Source organism: Flagellimonas flava (genome assembly GCF_900129665.1).
Lineage (GTDB): Bacteria > Bacteroidota > Bacteroidia > Flavobacteriales > Flavobacteriaceae > Flagellimonas > Flagellimonas flava.
In genome coordinates, this window is record NZ_FQWL01000009.1 from 42,283 (window position 1) to 62,520 (window position 20,238).

19 protein-coding genes are annotated in these 20,238 nt (G+C 43.2%); 9 read left to right on the plus strand and 10 right to left on the minus strand.

Annotated elements, in window-relative coordinates:
* Nucleotides 1-31: 31 nt before the first annotated feature.
* Together BUC10_RS16735 and BUC10_RS16740 are read left to right on the plus strand one after the other, a co-directional pair.
* Nucleotides 32-916: an amidohydrolase family protein gene (locus tag BUC10_RS16735; protein WP_073181801.1), complete on the plus strand. Its 885-nt coding sequence runs from the start codon at nucleotides 32-34 to the stop codon at nucleotides 914-916.
* Between the two features lie 112 nt (nucleotides 917-1,028).
* Complete coding sequence (locus BUC10_RS16740) at nucleotides 1,029-1,526, plus strand: DoxX family protein (RefSeq protein ID WP_084732694.1); 498 nt, start codon at nucleotides 1,029-1,031, stop codon at nucleotides 1,524-1,526.
* A gap of 7 nt (nucleotides 1,527-1,533) precedes the next feature.
* Here BUC10_RS16740 and BUC10_RS16745 read toward each other — a convergent pair whose 3' ends face one another.
* From BUC10_RS16745 to porV, 6 genes are all read right to left on the minus strand, one after another.
* Nucleotides 1,534-2,211, minus strand: coding sequence for an SDR family NAD(P)-dependent oxidoreductase (locus tag BUC10_RS16745; RefSeq protein WP_073181805.1), 678 nt, complete (start codon nucleotides 2,209-2,211; stop codon nucleotides 1,534-1,536).
* Nucleotides 2,212-2,249: 38 nt separating this feature from the next.
* The gene (locus BUC10_RS16750) at nucleotides 2,250-3,281 is read right to left on the minus strand and encodes a M28 family metallopeptidase (RefSeq protein ID WP_073181875.1); all 1,032 of its coding nucleotides are present in this window, start codon (nucleotides 3,279-3,281) and stop codon (nucleotides 2,250-2,252) included.
* A 94-nt stretch (nucleotides 3,282-3,375) separates the two neighbouring features.
* A complete protein-coding gene (locus tag BUC10_RS16755; RefSeq protein ID WP_073181807.1) occupies nucleotides 3,376-5,001 on the minus strand; it encodes a dihydrolipoamide acetyltransferase family protein in 1,626 nt (541 codons plus the stop codon).
* A 4-nt stretch (nucleotides 5,002-5,005) separates the two neighbouring features.
* On the minus strand, nucleotides 5,006-6,004 hold the full coding sequence (pdhA, locus tag BUC10_RS16760; RefSeq protein ID WP_073181877.1) for a pyruvate dehydrogenase (acetyl-transferring) E1 component subunit alpha: 999 nt from the start codon (nucleotides 6,002-6,004) through the stop codon (nucleotides 5,006-5,008).
* 81 nt (nucleotides 6,005-6,085) lie between these two features.
* The gene (cdd, locus tag BUC10_RS16765; protein WP_073181809.1) at nucleotides 6,086-6,577 is read right to left on the minus strand and encodes a cytidine deaminase; all 492 of its coding nucleotides are present in this window, start codon (nucleotides 6,575-6,577) and stop codon (nucleotides 6,086-6,088) included.
* Nucleotides 6,578-6,654: 77 nt separating this feature from the next.
* Nucleotides 6,655-7,800 carry a type IX secretion system outer membrane channel protein PorV gene (gene porV, locus BUC10_RS16770; RefSeq protein ID WP_073181811.1) on the minus strand — a complete coding sequence of 382 codons (1,146 nt, stop codon included), beginning with the start codon at nucleotides 7,798-7,800 and terminating at the stop codon, nucleotides 6,655-6,657.
* A gap of 394 nt (nucleotides 7,801-8,194) precedes the next feature.
* Between porV and gldJ the strand changes: the two genes are divergently transcribed.
* The 7 genes from gldJ (at nucleotide 8,195) to BUC10_RS16805 (ending at nucleotide 16,987) form a co-directional block, all read left to right on the plus strand.
* Nucleotides 8,195-9,853, plus strand: coding sequence for a gliding motility lipoprotein GldJ (gldJ, locus tag BUC10_RS16775; protein ID WP_073181813.1), 1,659 nt, complete (start codon nucleotides 8,195-8,197; stop codon nucleotides 9,851-9,853).
* A 60-nt stretch (nucleotides 9,854-9,913) separates the two neighbouring features.
* Nucleotides 9,914-11,188, plus strand: a complete 1,275-nt coding sequence (locus BUC10_RS16780; RefSeq protein ID WP_073181815.1) for a UDP-N-acetylmuramoyl-tripeptide--D-alanyl-D-alanine ligase — start codon at nucleotides 9,914-9,916, stop codon at nucleotides 11,186-11,188.
* A gap of 87 nt (nucleotides 11,189-11,275) precedes the next feature.
* On the plus strand, nucleotides 11,276-11,650 hold the full coding sequence (locus tag BUC10_RS16785) for a thiol-disulfide oxidoreductase DCC family protein (RefSeq protein WP_073181817.1): 375 nt from the start codon (nucleotides 11,276-11,278) through the stop codon (nucleotides 11,648-11,650).
* Nucleotides 11,651-11,872: 222 nt separating this feature from the next.
* On the plus strand, nucleotides 11,873-12,565 hold the full coding sequence (locus BUC10_RS16790) for a DUF4331 family protein (protein ID WP_073181819.1): 693 nt from the start codon (nucleotides 11,873-11,875) through the stop codon (nucleotides 12,563-12,565).
* An 18-nt stretch (nucleotides 12,566-12,583) separates the two neighbouring features.
* Nucleotides 12,584-13,363, plus strand: coding sequence for a hypothetical protein (locus BUC10_RS16795; protein ID WP_073181821.1), 780 nt, complete (start codon nucleotides 12,584-12,586; stop codon nucleotides 13,361-13,363).
* Between the two features lie 83 nt (nucleotides 13,364-13,446).
* Entirely contained in the window at nucleotides 13,447-14,721 is a 1,275-nt protein-coding gene (locus tag BUC10_RS16800; RefSeq protein WP_073181823.1) for a tetratricopeptide repeat protein, read from the plus strand.
* A gap of 31 nt (nucleotides 14,722-14,752) precedes the next feature.
* A complete protein-coding gene (locus tag BUC10_RS16805) occupies nucleotides 14,753-16,987 on the plus strand; it encodes a TonB-dependent receptor (RefSeq protein WP_073181825.1) in 2,235 nt (744 codons plus the stop codon).
* A 53-nt stretch (nucleotides 16,988-17,040) separates the two neighbouring features.
* On the opposite strand, the gene BUC10_RS16810 is transcribed toward BUC10_RS16805, so the two are convergent.
* The 4 genes from BUC10_RS16810 to BUC10_RS16825 form a co-directional block, all read right to left on the minus strand.
* Nucleotides 17,041-17,835, minus strand: a complete 795-nt coding sequence (locus BUC10_RS16810) for an anti-sigma factor (protein WP_073181827.1) — start codon at nucleotides 17,833-17,835, stop codon at nucleotides 17,041-17,043.
* The gene (locus tag BUC10_RS16815; RefSeq protein ID WP_073181829.1) at nucleotides 17,835-18,371 is read right to left on the minus strand and encodes an RNA polymerase sigma factor; all 537 of its coding nucleotides are present in this window, start codon (nucleotides 18,369-18,371) and stop codon (nucleotides 17,835-17,837) included. Before BUC10_RS16815 ends, BUC10_RS16810 begins: the two co-directional genes overlap by 1 nt.
* Before the next feature lie 101 nt (nucleotides 18,372-18,472).
* Nucleotides 18,473-19,147, minus strand: coding sequence for a bifunctional 4-hydroxy-2-oxoglutarate aldolase/2-dehydro-3-deoxy-phosphogluconate aldolase (locus tag BUC10_RS16820; protein ID WP_073181831.1), 675 nt, complete (start codon nucleotides 19,145-19,147; stop codon nucleotides 18,473-18,475).
* Nucleotides 19,148-19,157: 10 nt separating this feature from the next.
* On the minus strand, nucleotides 19,158-20,198 hold the full coding sequence (locus tag BUC10_RS16825; RefSeq protein WP_073181833.1) for a sugar kinase: 1,041 nt from the start codon (nucleotides 20,196-20,198) through the stop codon (nucleotides 19,158-19,160).
* Nucleotides 20,199-20,238 lie beyond the last annotated feature (40 nt).

Here is a 20,238-nt window from a genome sequence, read left to right on the forward strand (position 1 = left end):
CCTCTTATTGTGGCTTCAAAAAACACTTCCAATGAGAACAGTTGTTTCCGTGGCCCTAGGTCTTTTTTTAGGCAGCCTGCCACCCTTGTATTCCCAAGTCATAGATGTACACATGCATAGTTATACCGCTAAAGATTATTGGGGTGGGCGCGCCCATCCGACAGGAATCGCATCACCAACCACCGCCGAAGAACACCTTTTAGCAACCATAGCGGAAATGGACAAAAACAAGGTGGAGTATGCCGTGGTCAGTGGCACAGTGAAAAGCGTTTCGGATTACGTGGCGGCTGATTCCCGATTTATACCGGGGTATTTGGATGATGACGATTTGATTCCACTGGATGAATTTGAACAACATATCAAGGAGGGAAAAATCAAAGTCTTTGGTGAAATCACGGCAGTTTATGGAGGCACCACTTTGAACGATCCCAAATATGCACCTTATTTGGCACTTTGTGAGACCTATGATATTCCCGTTGCCTATCACACCGGTGGTGGGCCACCAATGACGCCATATCGTTGTTGTCCCAACTTCAGAATTTCCTTTGGAGATCCATTTTTAATAGAGGATGTTTTGGTAAAGTATCCAAAACTTAGGCTCTATCTTATGCACGGCGGAGAAGTTTTCTTTGAACATGCAGTTCGGATGATGAGTTTGTACCAACATCTATATGTTGATATTGGTGTCCTGCTTTGGGTAGACCCCATAGTAAAAGATTACGCGATACGACTTTTAAAACTGGCCAAGGAAGCCAATGTCCTCGATCGGGTCATGTTTGGGTCCGATCAAATGGTATGGCCTGGAAGTATTTCTGCCTCCATCGATTTCCTCAACCAACAGGATTATCTTACCGAAACAGAAAAGGAGCTCATTCTATATGGGAATGCAAAGCGGTTTTTAAAAATTGAAGACTAAGATACAATCAGCCTCCGAAATTCAATTATTGAACCGACTGGGAGGCCCAGAGGTGTCACGATAGGTGTAACAAATTGGTAATTGTAGTATCCTTTGCATAAACATGATAGTTATGAAACCAACCTTAAGACGCATTATCACCCCTTATCCATTTGACAACTTGGTTATTAATTTGGGTATCGCTGTTCCAAGAGTTTGGGGGGGTCTAAGTCTATGTTTGGAGTTCGGTTCATCAAAATTTGGCATGCCTTGGTCCATCACAGAAGAAATGGGACTTTTTCAGGTAGTCCAATGGTTCCCGGAAGATGTCTCACAGTTTGGCATTCCTTTTAGCTTGGCACCTAACCTTTTTGCTTGGCTGGGTGCTGCCAGCGAAGCTATAGGGGGGCTTTTTCTTGCCCTAGGACTAGGCACACGTATCAGCGCGTTCCTTATTGCCATGACCATGTTAGCAGCCATCTTTTTACAAAAATGGCCTGAAGCCATGGAGTTTGGCAGTAGTTGGCCTTTTTTACCTGCAGCCGGTTTTCTCTGGATTGCTGTTTATTCCTTGATTTTTGGTTCTGGAAAATTCGGATTGGACCATCTATTGGCCAAAAGGTGGGAATAATACTGTATTATGGAGTACTGTTACTTACCTGCAGAAGTTTACCATTATAAAATTGATGCCCTTTGAGTGCAAAATCTTTGATATAGGCAGCCATTTCCATCGCTGTCACGGGAGCTTTATATCCTGGAAAGGCTTCTTCCAACATTTCGGTCTGCACCGCTCCCAACGCCATTACATTGAAACTTGGACCAGTTTCCTTAAACTCTTCGGCCCATAGCTCCGTTAACGTAATTACAGCACCTTTACTAGAGCTATAAGCGGACAATCCCGGGAATTTCAAACTCCCCTGTACTCCCCCCATCGAGCTGATGGTAAGCACGTGAGCCTGTTTTCCCATTTTGGGAAGTACCGTCTTGGTCAGTTGAGCAACACCAAATACATTGACTTTGTAAACCGCTTCGAATTCCTCGGAAGAAATCTCCATAAAGGGCTTGTTCAATAAACTTCCCGCATTGTTGATCAGCACATCCACACCATCCCATTGATCTAAGAAAGCAGTAACCTTTTTATATTCTGAAGGATTGGCAAGGTCAAAAGGCAGGCTGTGAACATTGGGCATATCCAAATCGGTGCAAGGCGCATGGTTCCTTGAAAGTGCCAAGACCTGATGTCCTTCATGGGCGAACTGTTTTACCAGTTCAAAACCAATACCTCTGCTGGTTCCTGTAATAACAATGTTTGGCATACAAGGTCCTTTTTGGGCTGTTTGAAGCGAAATTTTGATTAATTCAGTTTGATTTCTTGGAATGGAGCATTGGCAATACCCTCAACAACTGGAAGCATTTTGTTTACCAAAGTGGCCATATGTTCGAAATCCATTAGCTCTACCTCATCCCCTACTTTGTGATAGTGGTCAAAATTGGTAAAGTCAAATGTGCAATAAGTGTGCGCAGGAATCCCAAATTCCTTGAAAAAAGGATAATTGTCAGATCGTTGAAAAAGACCATATTTAGCTGCAGTTGGTAAGTATCCAACTAGGTTTTCTTCGATATATTCGTTGCTCACTTCAGCCAAATTGGACTTCTTAAAGCCAGTGATATACACCACATAGTCCTTTACCTTTAGGGGCACTCCCGTCATTTCAAAGTTAAGCATGGTGTAGAGGTTTACATTTTGCTCCTTCATTTTTTTGGCAAGGTGTTCCGAGCCCAACAAACCCTTCTCTTCAGCACTGAACAGAGCAAAAATCAAGCTCCTTTTGTTGGTTTTTTCGGTCCCAAAATAACGGGCCAACTCCATTACAGTTGTAGTTCCTGATGCGTTATCGTTGGCTCCATTGGCAATGTAATCCCCATTTTCCGGAGCAATGGTTCCTATATGATCGTAATGGGCACCGATGAGGATGTACTCTTTCTTGAGTTCAGGGTCATTCCCTTCCACAACACCAACAATATTATATGAGGTTTTTCCATAGTTGGACAAGGTATCCCGATAGGATTCAAAGTATGGCTTCACTTGGTATGAAGCCAAATAAGTTTCGATGTATTTAGCAGCCATTTCAATGCCTTCACTTCCCGAGTCCCTTCCTTTTAGATCATCCGATGCCAGATAGTTCATGAGGTCTCCAATTCTTTCCTTATTTGTAAAACTATCGTCAGACGACTCCTTGATTCCAGCTTGTTCCACAACGCTGGCCTTAAGTCCATCTGGACCACTAGGGGTTTGCTGAGCACCTGCAGAATAGGTGTCAATCTTTTGGGTGGAGCTGCAACTTACAGCGATTAACAGACTAAAGAAAAGAGCTAAATTTTTCATCTTAATGAATTTGTTTAAAGATAAAAAAAGCATCCTAAAAGGATGCTTTCATCTAATTTTGTTTGGTCAAATCTTGACCATATCAAACGTATTCCTAGGCCAACATGGTCACAGGATTTTCCAAATATGCCCTTAAAGTCTGCAAGAATTGCGCTCCTACAGCACCGTCCACGGTTCTATGATCACAGGCTAGGGTCACTTTCATGGTACTTCCCACAACAATTTCTCCATTTTTAACCACGGGTTTTTCCACAATGGCACCTACCGATAAGATTGCCGAGTTGGGTTTGTTGATAATTGAGGTAAATTCCAAAATTCCGAACATCCCCAAGTTGGAAACGGTAAAGGTGCTTCCTTCCATCTCATCTGGTTTTATCTTTTTAGACCTTGCTCTGCCCGCCAAATCCTTCACAGATGCGCCCAATTGGGTCAAGCTCAATTGATCTGCAAATTTTATGACAGGAACGACCAGACCTTCATCAACGGCTACAGCAACGCCCATATGAATGTGGTGTTTATAAATGGTAGCATCATCGGTCCAAGTAGTGTTCACTTGCGGATGCTTTTTAAGGGCCATGGCACAAGCTTTTAGTACCATATCGTTAAACGACACCTTGGTATCTGGCAAATTATTGATCTGCGCCCTTGATGCTTTGGCGTTATCCATATCCACCTCTATGGTCAAATAGAAATGCGGAGCACTAAATTTGGACGCTCCAAGATGCTTGGTAATCGCTTTTCGCATAGAAGAGTTCTTGACCTCTTCAAAACTTTCTTCCCCAACGGGTACCGCAATTGGCACTACCGGAGCGGATACCACAGCAGTTTCCGTTTTTCCTGCAGTTGAAGCGGGAATAGTAGCCTGTGAAGGTTGGAAATTCTCTACGTCACGCTTTACAATACGACCATGATCACCGGAACCAGTTACATCGGCCAGATTAATTCCTTTATCATCGGCAATTTTCTTGGCTAACGGAGAAGCCAAAATACGTCCGTTTTGGGAAGGGGCAGCTTGTGTTGGAGCCACCGGAGCAGCTGTAGCTTCCGCTTTGGGAGCGGGAGCACTTTCAGCAACCGGCACACTTGCCGGAGCGTTTAATACCGCACTTACATCCGTGCCTTCTGGACCAATAACCGCCAAAACTTCATCAACAGGTGCAGATTCTCCCTCTTGAATACCAATGTGTAGTAATGTTCCAGAGTAGAAAGATTCGAATTCCATGGTAGCTTTGTCCGTTTCAATCTCGGCCAAAATATCACCTTCTTCAACCGAATCGCCTACCTTTTTTAACCAAGAGGCTACGGTACCCTCTTCCATGGTATCGCTCAACCTTGGCATTTTAATGATCTCAACGCCTTCAGGAACGACCGCAGCACTTGGAGCAGCAACTGCAGCAGCTGGTGCACTTTCAGCAACTGGAGCTGGAGCTTCTTCAGCTGGAGCCGAGGCACCTCCGGTCAATAAACCGGAAATATCCTCACCTTCCTGACCAATTATGGCCAAAAGTGAGTCTACCGGTGCTCCATCGCCTTCCGCAATTCCAATATGCAATAAGGTGCCTTCGTGAAAGGATTCAAACTCCATAGTAGCCTTATCCGTTTCAATTTCGGCCAAGATATCTCCTTCTTCTACCTTATCCCCAACTTGCTTGAGCCATTTTGCCACGGTTCCTTCCTCCATGGTATCGCTCAATCGAGGCATGTTGATCACTTCTGCCATCTACTTATAGTTTATGTTGTAAAAATGGATAATCTTCTTGTTCGTAAACAGTATCGTACAACTGTTGTATTGGAGGAAAATCGGATTCCTCAGCAAACTTTTCGCATTCGGACACAAGATCCTTCACGCGCTTGTCCATCTCCTTGATTTCATCTTCCGAGGCATAACCTTTTTCCAAAAGCACATCCTTTACCTGAGTGATCGGGTCTATTTTCTTGTATTCCTCAACCTCCTCTTTGGTTCGGTAATGTTGCGCATCGGACATAGAATGCCCGCGATAACGGTACGTCTTCATCTCTAGAAAAGTTGGCCCTCCTCCAGATCTTGCGCGTTCCACAGCTTTGTCAACCTCCTTGGCTACGATAGCTGGGTCCATTCCATCTACAGGACCACAAGGCATTTCATATCCAAGACCCAACTTCCAAATATCAGTAGTATGTGCTGTGCGGGCAACGGATGTACCCATCGCATAGCCATTATTTTCACATATAAATACTACAGGCAACTGCCAAAGCATTGCCAAATTGAAAGCTTCATGAAGAGAACCTTGGCGAACCGCCCCATCTCCCATGTAGCAGAGCGTAACCGCATCTCGCTTGAAGTATTTATCGGCAAACGCCAATCCAGCCCCCAAGGGAATCTGGCCACCAACAATGCCGTGGCCACCATAAAACCGATGTTCTTTGGAGAAAATATGCATTGATCCCCCCATCCCTTTAGAAGTTCCGGTTACCTTGCCAAAAAGCTCGGCCATCACCCTTTTAGGGTCCACTCCCATGCCGATAGGCTGGACGTGGTTACGGTAGGCGGTAATCATACGGTCTTTGGTTAAATCCATGGCATGCAGAGAACCTGCCAAAACCGCTTCCTGACCATTATATAAGTGCAGAAAACCCCTTACTTTTTGTTGAATGTAGACGGCAGCCAATTTGTCCTCGAACTTTCTCCAGAACAACATATCCTCATACCACTTTAGGTAAACTTCTTTGGTGATTTTTTTCATCAATGGTTGAATTAAAGAAAACTCCCCAATCTTGGAGAAGAGCAAAAATACATATATATCTGTTCTGTAAAAAGAATTGGATTAAGAATCACTTAAAAATGAACTGCTAAAGGCCAGAGGCAGAATATCGGCCAGCGCGTTGCATTTATAAACAGGCCCCACCTCACCTCTAAGCAGTATGGTAATGGGAGACTTTTGGCGTTGTTCATATTCGATGAGGGATTGCCTGCAATTACCACATGGAGCAGCAGGCATATCCACAACATAATCTTTAGAAGTAGCACTTATTGCGACGGCTTGAATGGCGACTCCTGGATACTTGGCCCCTGCTTGAAAAACAGCCACCCGTTCGGCACAAAGTCCTGAAGGATAAGAAGCATTTTCTTGGTTGTTCCCAATCACGGTTTCGCCATTTTTGAGCAATACGGCAGCACCTACCTTAAAGCTGGAATAGGGTGCATAGGCATCTTCCCTGGCGACTTCTGCCCTACTTAACAATTTTTGTTCGATTTGTGACAGTTCCTGTGGGGTTTCGAACACGGTAAGTTCAAAACCAATCTGTTGCTTTTTCATCTATTGGATGTGGGTATATCCCAAAAATAAGAAAACCTGTCCAAGGACAGGTTTCACAGCAATATCTTGTTTTTCATTTAATCGTTCACATACTCTTCGCCAAAGTTGAAGGTCAAAGAGAAACGTAAGGTGTTTTCCAATGGGTTTCTGACTTGTGAGGTGGAGAACAGATAGGAAAGGTCTATTTGGGCCGCCTTAAATTTGAAGCCAGCACCAAGGGTAAAAAACTGTCTTGCACCCTTCACTTCACTTTCATTAAAATATCCCGTCCGTAACATAAAGGCATCCATGTATTTATATTCCGCACCAAGTGCCCAGGTCACTTCTTTCAATTCTTCACTAAATCCGTCTGGAGCGTCCCCAAAGGATTCAAATACTCCACTAAAGAATCCAATCTGTTGGTATTCGTCATTATCTTCGGCCGTAATCAACCCATCACCAGTAAAATCTCTAGGGGTCGGCACCAATAATTTATTGAATTCGGTATGTAGACCAAGCACGTTGTCCTGATCAAAAATGAAGTCAAATCCGGCACCAAACTTTAGATTGGTGGGAAGAAAGTTTTGCTGTCCGCCTTCATCATACTGAATTTTACCTCCCAGGTTGGAAACATTGAAACCTGCTCGCCATCTACCGTCAAAATTCTCATAGGCAATTTCTCTAGATCTGAAGAAACCGGATACATCCACCGCAAAGGAATTAGCCGCTTGGGAATCCTGTGCACCATCCTGGAACCTTAAATTGGAACTGATAAATCTACCTGCAACGGACATAGAGAACGTGGGGCTGAGTTTAAGCGCATAAGATCCATCTATAGCAAATTCATTGGGTTTTACCAAAGTGGCATCCTCATCAATGGTTTGACGCAATTCAATCTCACCCAGACCAAAATAACGCACGCTAAAGGCAAAGGCGCTCTGATCATTGATTTTGTTATAGAAATTTGCGTTTAAGAGGGAAACATCGTTTACAATACTCTCCAAATACGGAGTATAACTTACCCCTACTCCCGTTTTTTGATTGGCGAAAGCAAATTTGGCCGGATTCCATTGTTGTGAGAACACATCAAAGGAAGTGGCCACTCCCATATCTCCCATACCGGAAGCACGTGCGTCGGCGGCTATGGTCAAAAATGGAACTGCAGTTGTAATTACTCTTTCTTGTTGAGCGCTTATCTGTGGGGCAACGATAAACAACACCACCAATATTAGTAACTTTTTCATTTTTTGTTTTTAGCGTTTAGTAAAATTTGAGGCCCGACGTACCTTAATATAAATCGGGACGTATTACATGTAAACGACCATTTTATAAAATTCTTATAATAAATGGCATTTTTTTGGAGCCAATTCCCCAAAGAAAGGAATCACATAATTGCGCAGTTTCATCTAACCTGCGTCATGAACCGTTAAAAACAAAGCTCCCCATACTAATTTGAAGTCGAAAGCGTTTATCAAAGTAGCATGTGTACGCAAAATGGTCATCGCAATTATTTTGTGGGTACAAAATATAATGGCAAAAACATCGTTTTAATGCCATTGAAGGATTTAATAAATCAAAATCAAGTTAAAGTAGCTAGGGGATAAAAGCCCTAATTTTTAAAGTACTCAAGCCCAAATTATGAAAAAACACTTTATCAAAGTTGTACTTTCTAGCGCTATCATAGTAGGAAGTTTTTCCAGTTGTAAAAATTCCTCGTCCTCTTCTTCCAAGAACATCTCCAGAGCCACGGGATGGAAAATCAACGCTAAAGAGGGTGGATTTCAATACAACTCTGACTTTAAAGAGCAGGAAACTCCTCCAGGAACAGTTTTCATTGAAGGTGGAACATTTACAAAAGGTAAGGTTCAGGATGATATCATGCACGATTGGAACAATACGCCCACAGCACAACACGTGCAATCGTTCTATATGGACGAAACAGAGGTGACCAATGTTATGTATCTAGAATATCTAGATTATCTGAAAGCTGTATATCCTCCAGAAAATCCAAACTATCGGAACATTTATAACGGTGCTTTGCCAGATACCTTGGTGTGGAGAAATCGATTGGGCTTCAATGAAACGATGACCAATAATTATCTTAGACACCCGGCCTATGCTGAATACCCCGTTGTTGGTGTAAATTGGGTCCAAGCTGCCCAGTATGCCGAATGGAGAACCGACAGGGTTAATGAAGCCATGTTGGAGCGCGAAGGTTATTTGGCTAAAGATGCCAAATATCAGGTATTGAATGGTGACATAGGAGGAACTTTTAGTACTGAGGCTTATTTGAACAATCCAGAATCCGTTTACGGAGGCCAGATTGATTCACTTCAAGGAAAACAAAAACGTGATTCCATTAACAACTTTGCCAAAAGAAGTAGTGGAGTGATCATGCCAGAATACCGACTTCCAACCGAAACAGAATGGGAGTATGCTGCTCAAGCACTTATCGGTTCGAGGGAATACAATAACTATAGAGGAAGAAAAAAATATCCGTGGGAGGGCGATTATACCCGAAACGGACAACGAGTTGGTCGTGGAGATCAATTGGCCAACTTTAAGCAGGCCAAAGGTGACTATGGTGGTATTGCAGGATGGTCCGATGATGGTGCCGATATTACAGCCGAAGTAAAATCTTATAAGCCAAACGATTTTGGATTGTACGATATGGCTGGTAATGTTTCCGAATGGGTAGCTGACGTATACCGACCAATAGTTGATGATGAAATCAGTGACTTCAACTACTACAGAGGAAATATCTTCTTGAAGAAAGCCATTGATGAAGAAGGTAAGGTAAAGGTCTTACGTGACGAGATCAAGTACGACACCCTTCCCAACGGCAAGATCGTGGCCATCAATCTTCCCGGAGAAATTGAAATGGTTCCGGTTACCGAAGAAGAAACTTATTTGCGGACCAACTTTGACTCCAGTGATAACCGTGGATACAGAGATGGCGACCCAGGTTCCTCAAGATTCTTCCAAAGATTTAGCGATGAATCTGACAATAGAAAAATGTACGATGCTCCAAAGCACCGTGTAGAGCGCGATTCGACAGGAAAAATCCTTCGCCAATATGACACTTCCAACTATAGAACTTCCTTGATCAATGATGAGGTAAGGGTTTATAAAGGAGGATCGTGGAGAGATAGAGCTTTCTGGTTAGATCCTGCGCAAAGAAGATATTTGCCACAATATATGGCCACCGATGATATTGGATTTAGATGCGCCATGTCCAGAGTGGGCTCTAAGTCGAAATCCAAAAACAAAACGGTGCGACATAAAAAAGCGAAATAAAGTTTATGTGTTATCTGAAAAAGCCCCGATTTAAATCGGGGCTTTTTTTATCTTCGACCTATGATTTTGGAAGAACTTCACGACCTTTTCTTGGAACATCCCAAGGTTTGCACAGATACTAGAAAAATCACCCAAGACTGTTTATTCTTTGCCTTAAAGGGACCAAACTTCAACGGCAACAAATTTGCCGACCAAGCATTGGAAAAGGGAGCGTCCTATGCTATCATAGACGAGGAAAGCTTCAAAACCTCTGAAAGGTATATTGTTGTAGAAAATGTATTGGAAACCCTTCAACAACTAGCCACCTTCCATAGAAATCACTGCAATGCAAAGGTGGTAGCGCTAACGGGAAGCAACGGAAAAACAACTACCAAGGAGCTGATTAACCAAGTACTATCCGCAAAGTACGAAACCATTGCCACCCAAGGCAATCTCAATAACCATATCGGAGTACCACTCACCCTCCTCTCCATTTCGGAAAGCACAGAAATTGCAATCGTGGAAATGGGTGCCAACCATCAAGGGGAAATTGCCTTTTTAGGACAATTGGCCCAGCCAGATTTTGGGTACATCACCAATTTTGGAAAGGCACATTTAGAGGGTTTTGGCGGCGTTGAAGGCGTCATAAAAGGCAAAAGCGAGCTCTATAAAGATCTAATTGAAAGGGACAAGTCGATTTTTTTGAATGCGGATGACCCAATTCAGCTGGAAAAGCTTGGCGGCCACATCAAAAAATATGGCTTCAGTCAAGACGATCCGCAATATTACAATATTAAACTACTTTCCTCCCATCCCTTTGTGGTCTTCGAGTTTGAAGGCATACAGGTGAACACCCGGCTTGTTGGGGAATATAATTTCCCTAATTGTTGTGCGGCGGTGACCATTGGAAAATACTTCAATGTGGAACCCGAAACTATCAAAACCAGTATTGAAAATTATATTCCACAAAACAATCGTTCGCAGCTAATGAAACAGAACGGTTTTCAGATTGTACTGGACGCCTACAACGCCAACCCCACAAGCATGGAGGCAGCACTTAAAAACTTCTCAAAAACAGATTTGGAGCATAAAAGCTGTATTCTTGGCGATATGTTCGAGTTAGGTGAAGATGCAGCCAAAGAACATCAATATATTGCTGATTTAGCTCGAGAGCTGGGTTTCAATGATGTACTGTTGGTTGGAGAGAATTTTTTCGAAACAGATTCTAAGTTTCAGAAATTCAGGGAATTTGAGGCCTTACAGGATTTTTTAACGTCACGTCCGCCAAAAAAAGGAGGCCTGCTCATCAAAGGTTCGCGGGGAATGGCCTTGGAAAGAGTTTTGGAAGTTCTTTAGCAAATCCCAAAATATTCATAAAAAACAGGTTGTTTCTGAAATACTTCTTCCTACTGTCCGACCCAGTATGGGTAAACCGACATCATTATGGAAAGAAGTACGATTGTTTTTGACGGCGAGTGCAACCTATGTAATGGAGTAATTGGACAGCTGCTTAAATATGCTCCACAAGAGCAATTTACAATGGTTCCGTTCCAATCGCCCTACGGGCAAGAACTTCTGGAAAAAGAGGGAATGGACACCAGCCAATTGAACACGGTTATTCTTTTTGACATGGACGGAATGCACATGTATTCTGATGGTTTTTTACGCATATTAACGGCTATTCCCGCTTGGAAATGGGTCGCCAATGTCGGGATTAGGATACCAAGACCAGTCCGAGATACGGTATATAAGCTAGCTGCCGCAAACCGGGTAAGGTGGTTCGGAAAATCCGGAACCTGCACTTTACAGTTTTCCTAACGGTAATAAGATTAGTTTGAAGCCTTCGTTTTCCGAAGGCTTTTTTGTTTCCCTCCTACCCAACGAGTTCTTTTCCAGGACAGTACCCACTTTTTTAAATCCTTGGAAGACCATCTTTCCGAACACTATCCATACGTTAACTTTTTTTTAACATTCAAAACCAAACCTTCCCCAGAACACTTCGTAGGTAGGCGTAAAGAATAAAAATTTAAAACCTTTAAAATGAAAAGAACAACTAAGTTTTTGATGGGGCTAGGAGCACTGGCTGTAACAGGTCTGGTACTTGTTTCGGCAGATCATATCGATGCCCCATCATCTATGGGAACAACAGCTGACATCGCTGATTTCTACGCCTTTGAACCTTCCGAGAATTCGGATAACACCGTTTTTATCGTTGACGTCCAATCCAATGTTTTACCCGAACTCGCCTATGGCAATTTTGATGAGGACGTGCTATTGGAAATCAATATTGATTTGGACGATGATTTAATTGAGGATAAAGTAATCCAAGCGATTCCAAGGAATGGACGGATGTACTTTTTTGGTCCAGCAGAGCCTTCCCAAACTGGATTAAATGGCAGCATTCTTATCGACGCGCCATTGGGAGATGTGGAAATTTCAAGCGCAACTGCTATTGTGGAAACCACTTCGGACGGGGTTTCGCTATTTGCCGGGCCGCGACAAGATCCTTTTTTCTTCGATTTTTTCCAGTTCAACGCTGTGATAAATCCAGATGTGGCGTCTGCTCCTGGTGGCTTTTTAGCTCCTGACACGGCTGCGGACACTTTTGACGGCGCCAACACCTTATCCGTCGCGGTGGAAATCCCAAATAATCTTTTGGGCACACCCACTGCAACCAATGCCCTGGGGCTTACGGTGTATAATACCTGGGTCACTTCAAATCGAAAACAATAATCTCTAAAAACAAAAAAAATGAAATACAATATAAAACTAGTTTTATGTGGGTTGCTATTTGCCGGTTCCATAAGCTCTTGCAGTAATGACGATGACGCACAGGCAATGATGCCAGAACCAATGGCCACCTGTGATGATAATATCATGAACGGTGATGAAACCGGTGTGGACTGTGGAGGTTCTTGTGCTCCCTGCGAGACCATGTCCATGGATCCCGATTTTAGTGGAACCTTTACCCAAGTGGATTTTATGGGACGGCCCGGTATCAATACTACGTTAAGTTTTGATATGGATGGGCAACCCAGTGTTAAGGATGCGCATAACGTATCCGTTCCTTCCGAAATGACCTCCCTATTCCAAGTTGGTTTTGAGGCTCGACTGGAACAATACCATGACGTCTATGCCAACAAGCTAGGTCTAGACCCTGCCGATGTAAATTATGAGGCCAATATTCTAGGTCTGGACGCAACAACATTGACCACAGTCCTATCAGCTGATGTACTTGAAGTCGCTCCCGACCTTCCGACGACCTATTTTGACCCTGGTACGGATAATGACAACGATGGTAGACTTTTGGTTCCCGATGGTGATGAAGTAGCCTTAACCGGAAGAAAGCTTACTGATGACATCATAGATGTCTCCTTGATCCTATTCTTTGGCGGGGCCGAAGGAGATCGTTTTAGCGGGCAAGATCTTAATATGGATGGAAATGCCGACCTGCCCAGATTGACCTCTGATGGAGTTGGTTTTACTGGTGAGGTACTGACCACATTCCCCTACATAGGCAATCCCGAATAGGAAGTAGGGCTATGAAGAGGAGAAGGGAGAGGGCCATTGCGCGCTCTCCCTTTATCAAAAAAACAACGACAAATCCTAAAAAAATGAAACACATCTTTGTCCTTGCCACGTTGCTGTTGGCTTTCGCTTGCAATACCGAACAAGTCACAATTACCAATCCCGAAGATTATCAAGTATATCTTGAAACAAGTCCCACTAGAAACACGTCGAAATATTTTGAGCTCTGGAATTCAAAAATTACGAAAGACAGCACACAGTTGCTGAGTTTTCCCATAGTAGCTGGAGAATACAATAGATACTTTAAAAACACTGGGGACATCACGTATTTGAAAAAGGCCGAAAAAGCATTGAAAAAGGCTGTTGAAATCGCCGCCATCAACAAATCCGGTTATTACCGGTCCTTAGCTAGAAATTACATTTCCCAACATCGATTTAAGAAAGCTCTGAATTATGCCTATTCTGCCCGAACCATGGGTAGCGGGGTAAAAGATTCACAAAGCTTACTTTTTGATGTGCATATGGAGTTGGGCAACTATGCACAAGCCGAAAAATATTTGGACAGTATCAAAAACTTTTCTGATTTCGGTTACCTAATCCGTGCCGCAAAGTGGAACGACTATAAAGGGGATTTAAATACCACCATTGCCCTGATGGAACACGCCATGAAGAAAGCAGAGGACGCCAACAACAAATCATTAAAAATCTGGTCGTATTCAAACATAGCTGATTACTATGGGCATGCTGGAAGGTTGAACGATTCGTATGAGCATTATTTGAAGACACTTGAGCAAGACCCCGAGAACGCCTATGCAAAAAAAGGCATTGCATGGATCGTCTATTCGTATGAAAAAAATGGGATTGAGGCCATGAGAATCCTAAATACAGTGGACAACCAGTATAAATCCCCGGACCATTATTTGTTACAAGCTGAAATAGCAGAATTTATGAGTGACGAGCATAGCCGTGCCGGAAGCTTGGATGCTTATTATAAATTGGTTCAAAATCCTGATTATGGGACTATGTACAATATCCCAAACATAGATGTCTACCTCAGCACGAACAGCAATTATAAAAAAGCACTAAAGCTGGCCCAACAGGAAGTAGGGAACAGGGCAACTCCGGAGACCTATTCCGTGCTGGCCTATGCCCATTTCAAAAACGGTAACTTATCCACTGCAGTAGACATTCTAGAGGAACACGTACAAGGAAAAACCTTTGAACCGGCTGCTTTGCTTAAGGCGTCGGAAGTTTTCAAGACCGCAGGCCGCACAGAACAGCTTGCAAATCTTAAAAAAGAGCTCTTAGGTTCCATTTTCGAACTGGGTCCCCTTGCAGAAAAAAACATAAACACCCTCTAGTAATTTAAAACATTTCCCAAAAAACAAATTCGTGAAACATTTAAAGTTTTTAGTTATTGTAGTTTGCTTTTTGTTTGGACAAAACCTAATTGGACAAACATTTGACGGACAGGTTTTGGATGTACAACAAAACCCGATTGAAGGAGCCTACATCTTCAATCAAGATACCAAATCCTATTCCATTTCAGATAGTTCCGGGTATTTCAGGATTGGAGAGACCGGTGTCGGTGACAGTCTGCGTATTGGGGCATTGGGTCATGAAAAATTGAATATTCTTCTTACATCTGGTTCCGTTGAAGGAAATCTACCTTTTATACTAAACGAGTCTGCCTTGGCCCTAAAAGAAGTGGTAATAACTCCAAACATCAATGCACTCAACGTCATCAGTAAGATAGACCTAATGGCCCAACCTGTTGGCTCGTCACAAGAAATTCTGGAAAAAGTCCCAGGGCTTGTAATTGGCCAACATGCAGGGGGAGGAAAGGCTGAGCAATTGTTCCTTCGGGGTTTTGATATTGACCATGGTACGGATATTTCTATTTCTGTTGACAATATGCCCGTGAATATGGTATCCCATGCGCATGGACAAGGGTATTCCGATTTGCATTTTGTAATTCCGGAAACTATAGAAAATATTGATTTTGACAAAGGCCCGTACACGGCTGGAAAAGGGAATTTTGCAACAGCTGGATATGTTGATTTTAATACCAAAAATAGGCTGGATGGTAGCAGCGTTCAATTTGAATATGGTGATTTTGGATGGAACCGCAGCTTAGGTTTGTTCGATCTATTGTCAAAGAAGAGGGAAAGTGCTTATCTGGCCGCAGAACTACTACAATTTGATGGACCTTTTGAAAGTAGCCAGAACTTTTCCCGAATCAATGTATTTGGAAAATACACAGCCCAATTTATGCCCAAGTCCCAGTTTTCAGCCTCGGTATCCTATTTCCGCAGTACATGGGATGCATCGGGTCAGATACCACAGCGGGCTGTTGATGCTGGCTTAATCAGTCGCTTTGGAGCCATAGATGATACAGAAGGAGGCCAAACATCCCGATTCAACATAAATACTAGTTTAAAGCAACAGCTGAATGACAGCAGTTTTATTGAGACCAATGCTTACTGGACCCATTATGACTTTAACTTGTTTTCCAACTTTACCTTTTTTTTGGAAGACCCAGAAAATGGAGATCAAATCCAACAAAAGGAATCTAGAAATCTGTTTGGCCTAAACACCGTCTTTCACAAAACGCATTCACAGGATGGTCTTGGGTTAGCCACTAAATTAGGTGGTGGTTTCCGTACCGATTTGGTCAATGGAAATGAACTTTCAAGCACATTGAACAGGGAGGCCATACTGCGCCGAATTCAATTGGGAGATGTTACCGAAACCAATCTCTATGGTTTTTTTGAAGCCAAAATGCGCCTAAACAAGTTTACACTGGTTCCCGGCCTAAGATTGGATTACTTTGATTTTGGATATCAAGACTTACTCCAAGAATTTACGGAAACACAGAACAGAAATGGAAGCGTACTTTCCCCTAAACTAAGTTTGCTTTATGATAACAACCCCAATTTGCAGTTTTTCCTAAAATCCGGGGTCGGATTTCATTCCAATGACAGCAGGGTATCGGCCCTACGGCAAAGTCAGGAAGTTTTGCCCAAAGCATATGGATTGGACATTGGGACAATTTTCAAACCCACGCCAAATGGACTTCTAAATGCGGCTTTATGGTATCTGAAATCCGAACAGGAATTGGTTTATGTGGGAGATGCTGGAATCGTAGAACCTAGTGGGCGATCTGAACGTTTTGGGCTGGATCTTGGATTCAGACAACAAATATTTCCATGGCTCTATCTACACTCAGATCTTACCTATACCCATGCCCGAAGTATTGATGAGCCAGAGGGTTCCAACTACATTCCATTGGCTCCTGATTTTACAGCTTCCGGAGGAGTAACCCTTGGTAATGGAAGTAAACTAACGGCCGGGTTACAATACCGTTATCTAGACAATAGACCAGCCAACGAGGATAACTCCATCATTGCTCCAGGATACTTTGTAATGGATATGAACGCAAACTACGAACTGGGAAAGGGTCTCCTTGCTAGTTTGAGCATTCAGAATCTCTTTAATACAGAATGGAACGAAACCCAATTTGCCACCGTATCCCAACTGGCCAACGAAGCGACCCCTGTGGAGGAAATCCATTTTACACCTGGTACTCCCTTCTTTCTAAAGGCGGGCATTCGCTATACTTTTTAAATCATTTGCTTTTTTGATAAATACCATTTGGACATCTGATCGCGAGATTCCAATTAGGAGGAAACCGTTCCCAAAACATAGAGCTGCTCAAGGTTGGGGGATTCACTTCCCCCAGCAGGCTCTAGAGTAATTCCAAATGCCTGGGATTGATTTGGATTGGAAAGGGCAAAAACCCCATTTTCATCGGTCTGGAAATTCTCCAACAATCCAACACTTGTAGGGGTCAATGGATTTAGCGTAAGGGACCAAACCTGATAATCCATTCCATCTGGAGGTTCCGGAAGGCCCTGGGCATCAATAAAGAGTTGTTTTTCGGTTTCGTTCCAATAGGCCTTGGCATAGGCTTCAGGCGCCGCCACCTGTCCTCCCAACGGGATAACGGTCACATTCTTGTCCCGAAGTGTTTGCAACAATGCTGTGGTCTTTTCCAAAGAATCGGATGCTCCGGCTATTTGCTCTTCCAGGGCTTGGATCTCGGTTTCTGCAAGTTTTATATCCGAGCGTAGTTGGTTGTTCTGATTGTAGAAATACCCCAATCCAGCCAGTAGAGCAGCTGAAGCGGCCCAACCCACATAGGGCAGCCAACGATTCCTTCCTCTATTGAGGGGAATTAGTTTGGTATCCTCCGACAATTCCACCCGGTTCTTAACTGCTTCAAAAGAGAGTGGTTTGTTTGGGGCAGCAGCTTCGGATAAAGCCAATACTGCCGCCTCAATTTCGGAAATTTCCTTTTTTATTTCTGGATAGGTTTCAGCATATTCTGCCACTTCCAAATTCTCCTTTTCGGAGAGCTGGCCAGCTACGTACAGTTCCAAAATTCCGGATGCTATGTATGCTTTGGTATCCATTAGTTTTGTTTCATGTGCTCTCGCAATTGCGAAATGCAATTTCTATTTCTGGTTTTCACGGTTCCCAGAGGGATATCCAAGCTTTCGGACACTTCCTTTTGGGAATAACCTTTAAAATAAATAAGGTCAATAAGCTCAATACATTTTTGCTTTAAATTTTTGATAAAACCAATTATGCGGTCCGTATTGACATTCCCATTAGGTTCATCATCGGCTCGCTCCAAAATACCTACGAAGTAATCTGCTGACAGGTTCAGTTTTTGATTTTTATGGGATTTTGAGCGTAGTTCATCGATTGCGGCGTTTCTGGCAATATTCAATACCCATGTAAAAAACCGACCTTTTGAGCTGTTATAAGCATCAGACTTTTCCCAAACTTTTACAAATACATCTTGACAAATTTCCTCTGCAAGTACCTCATCACGGACAATGGTATTGATTGCCCCACAGATATTTCTTGCGTACATGGCATACAATTGCTCAAAGGCCCTTAAATCCTTCTGCTTAAAACGTTCTACCAGTTCCTCAAGCTGCATGCATAGGTTTTAGGTAAAAATAGAGAATGGGGCAATGTCATGCAAAAAAGCGGCCCAATTTGAAGGGCCGCTTTGTAATAATGTTTCTTCTTAGGTCGACCTTACTTTGCCCTCAGTGTTTTAATCAAATCAATGGTTTGGCTTACTTTATGGGAAAGACCCTTGTAATCTATATTTCCATCTGCATCCTTGACAAACAGTTTGGACCCCATACCAACGCAATGTACACCAGCGTCAAACCAAGCTTTTAAATTCTCCTCGGTAGGTTCAACACCACCCGTGGGCATAATGCTCGTCCATGGAAATGGGCCTTTAATGCCTTTTACAAAAGCAGGTCCTCCAACTTGGGTAGCTGGGAAAATCTTAACCACTTCCGCTCCCAACTCCTCGGCATACGAGATCTCGGTCAAGGAACCACATCCAGGGGACCAAGCGATTTTACGTCGATTGCACACCCTTGCCATCTCGGCATTTAAAACAGGGGATACCACAAAATTGGCACCCGATTGAATATACAGCGAGGTGGTACCGGCATCCACCACGGAACCGATTCCCAAAATCATTTCCGGGGTTTGAGCGGCTGCATATTTGTTCAATTCCGCAAACACTTCGTTGGCAAAATCACCTCTATTGGTAAATTCAAAAACTCTTACCCCGCCTTCGTAGCAGGCTTGAAGCACCTTCTTGCAAACTTCAATATCCTTATGATAGAAAACAGGTACCATTCCTGTTTCCTTCATTTTAATCGCAACTTCTATACGTGTAAATCGTGCCATTTCAAATATTTTATCGTGCTACTCTTCCGGAAGCATCACCTCCCATTAACTTTTCTACTTCTGCCACTGTTACCAAATTGGCATCTCCCTTGATCGTATGCTTAAGACATGATGCGGCTACAGCAAAATCAAGAGCATTTTGATCATCTTCCGGATAGGTTAGAAGTCCATAAATAAGTCCACCCATAAAGGAATCTCCTCCTCCAACACGGTCCACAATATCCGTAATTTGGTATTGACGAGTATCATATAAGGTGGTTCCATCATAAAGTACACCGGCCCAGGTGTTGTGTGATGCGGAAATAGAACCCCTTAATGTGGTAATAACCTTGGAAGCTTTGGGAAATTTCTCCATCATTTGTTGACAGACGGATAGAAATGCCTCGGCTTTGACATGGTGTCCTTCTGTTTGAACGCTGATACCTTCCGGTTTAATTCCAAAGTGCATCTCGGCATCCTCTTCGTTGCCTAAGATTATATCGCAATACGAGGTCAGTTCGGTCATAATGGCTTCTCGATCACCGCCGTACTTCCAAAGTTTGGCTCTGTAGTTAAGATCGGTTGAAATAGTCAGGCCCATTTCGCTAGCCACCTTAACCGCCTCCAGACATGCATCTGCAGCTCCTTGTGAGATGGCAGGAGTAATACCGGTCCAATGAAACCATTGGGCATCTTTGAAGACCGTTTTCCAGTCTATCATGCCGGGTTCTATTTCGGACATGGCCGAATGGGCGCGATCATACACCACCTTGCTCCCCCTACTTACAGCACCGGTCTCGAGAAAGTAGATTCCCAAGCGATTCCCGCCAAACACAATATTTTGGGTATTCACCCCTCGTTTACGCATTTCCATCAAAGCACATTGACCCAAATCGTTTTCGGGCAAACGAGTTACAAAATCTACAGGTATTCCATAGTTGGCCAAGGAAACCGCAACGTTGGATTCCCCACCACCATACACTACGTCAAATGAGTTGGCTTGCGAGAATCGTAAAAATCCGGGAGGGGCCAATCTTAGCATGATTTCCCCAAATGTTACTACTTTTTTCATCTTATGTTTCAGTTAATTTCGTTAACGTACACGGAAAATT

What these genes read in the sequence shown, in the direction of transcription:
- BUC10_RS16735 (WP_073181801.1), top strand. Translation starts at nt 32, where the DNA reads ATGAGAACAGTTGTTTCCGTGGCCCTAGGTCTTTTTTTAGGCAGCCTG.
- BUC10_RS16740 (WP_084732694.1), top strand. Translation starts at nt 1,029, where the DNA reads ATGAAACCAACCTTAAGACGCATTATCACCCCTTATCCATTTGACAAC.
- BUC10_RS16745 (WP_073181805.1), bottom strand. Translation starts at nt 2,211, where the DNA reads ATGCCAAACATTGTTATTACAGGAACCAGCAGAGGTATTGGTTTTGAA.
- BUC10_RS16750 (WP_073181875.1), bottom strand. Translation starts at nt 3,281, where the DNA reads ATGAAAAATTTAGCTCTTTTCTTTAGTCTGTTAATCGCTGTAAGTTGC.
- BUC10_RS16755 (WP_073181807.1), bottom strand. Translation starts at nt 5,001, where the DNA reads ATGGCAGAAGTGATCAACATGCCTCGATTGAGCGATACCATGGAGGAA.
- pdhA (WP_073181877.1), bottom strand. Translation starts at nt 6,004, where the DNA reads ATGAAAAAAATCACCAAAGAAGTTTACCTAAAGTGGTATGAGGATATG.
- cdd (WP_073181809.1), bottom strand. Translation starts at nt 6,577, where the DNA reads ATGAAAAAGCAACAGATTGGTTTTGAACTTACCGTGTTCGAAACCCCA.
- porV (WP_073181811.1), bottom strand. Translation starts at nt 7,800, where the DNA reads ATGAAAAAGTTACTAATATTGGTGGTGTTGTTTATCGTTGCCCCACAG.
- gldJ (WP_073181813.1), top strand. Translation starts at nt 8,195, where the DNA reads ATGAAAAAACACTTTATCAAAGTTGTACTTTCTAGCGCTATCATAGTA.
- BUC10_RS16780 (WP_073181815.1), top strand. Translation starts at nt 9,914, where the DNA reads ATGATTTTGGAAGAACTTCACGACCTTTTCTTGGAACATCCCAAGGTT.
- BUC10_RS16785 (WP_073181817.1), top strand. Translation starts at nt 11,276, where the DNA reads ATGGAAAGAAGTACGATTGTTTTTGACGGCGAGTGCAACCTATGTAAT.
- BUC10_RS16790 (WP_073181819.1), top strand. Translation starts at nt 11,873, where the DNA reads ATGAAAAGAACAACTAAGTTTTTGATGGGGCTAGGAGCACTGGCTGTA.
- BUC10_RS16795 (WP_073181821.1), top strand. Translation starts at nt 12,584, where the DNA reads ATGAAATACAATATAAAACTAGTTTTATGTGGGTTGCTATTTGCCGGT.
- BUC10_RS16800 (WP_073181823.1), top strand. Translation starts at nt 13,447, where the DNA reads ATGAAACACATCTTTGTCCTTGCCACGTTGCTGTTGGCTTTCGCTTGC.
- BUC10_RS16810 (WP_073181827.1), bottom strand. Translation starts at nt 17,835, where the DNA reads ATGGATACCAAAGCATACATAGCATCCGGAATTTTGGAACTGTACGTA.
- BUC10_RS16815 (WP_073181829.1), bottom strand. Translation starts at nt 18,371, where the DNA reads ATGCAGCTTGAGGAACTGGTAGAACGTTTTAAGCAGAAGGATTTAAGG.
- BUC10_RS16820 (WP_073181831.1), bottom strand. Translation starts at nt 19,147, where the DNA reads ATGGCACGATTTACACGTATAGAAGTTGCGATTAAAATGAAGGAAACA.
- BUC10_RS16825 (WP_073181833.1), bottom strand. Translation starts at nt 20,198, where the DNA reads ATGAAAAAAGTAGTAACATTTGGGGAAATCATGCTAAGATTGGCCCCT.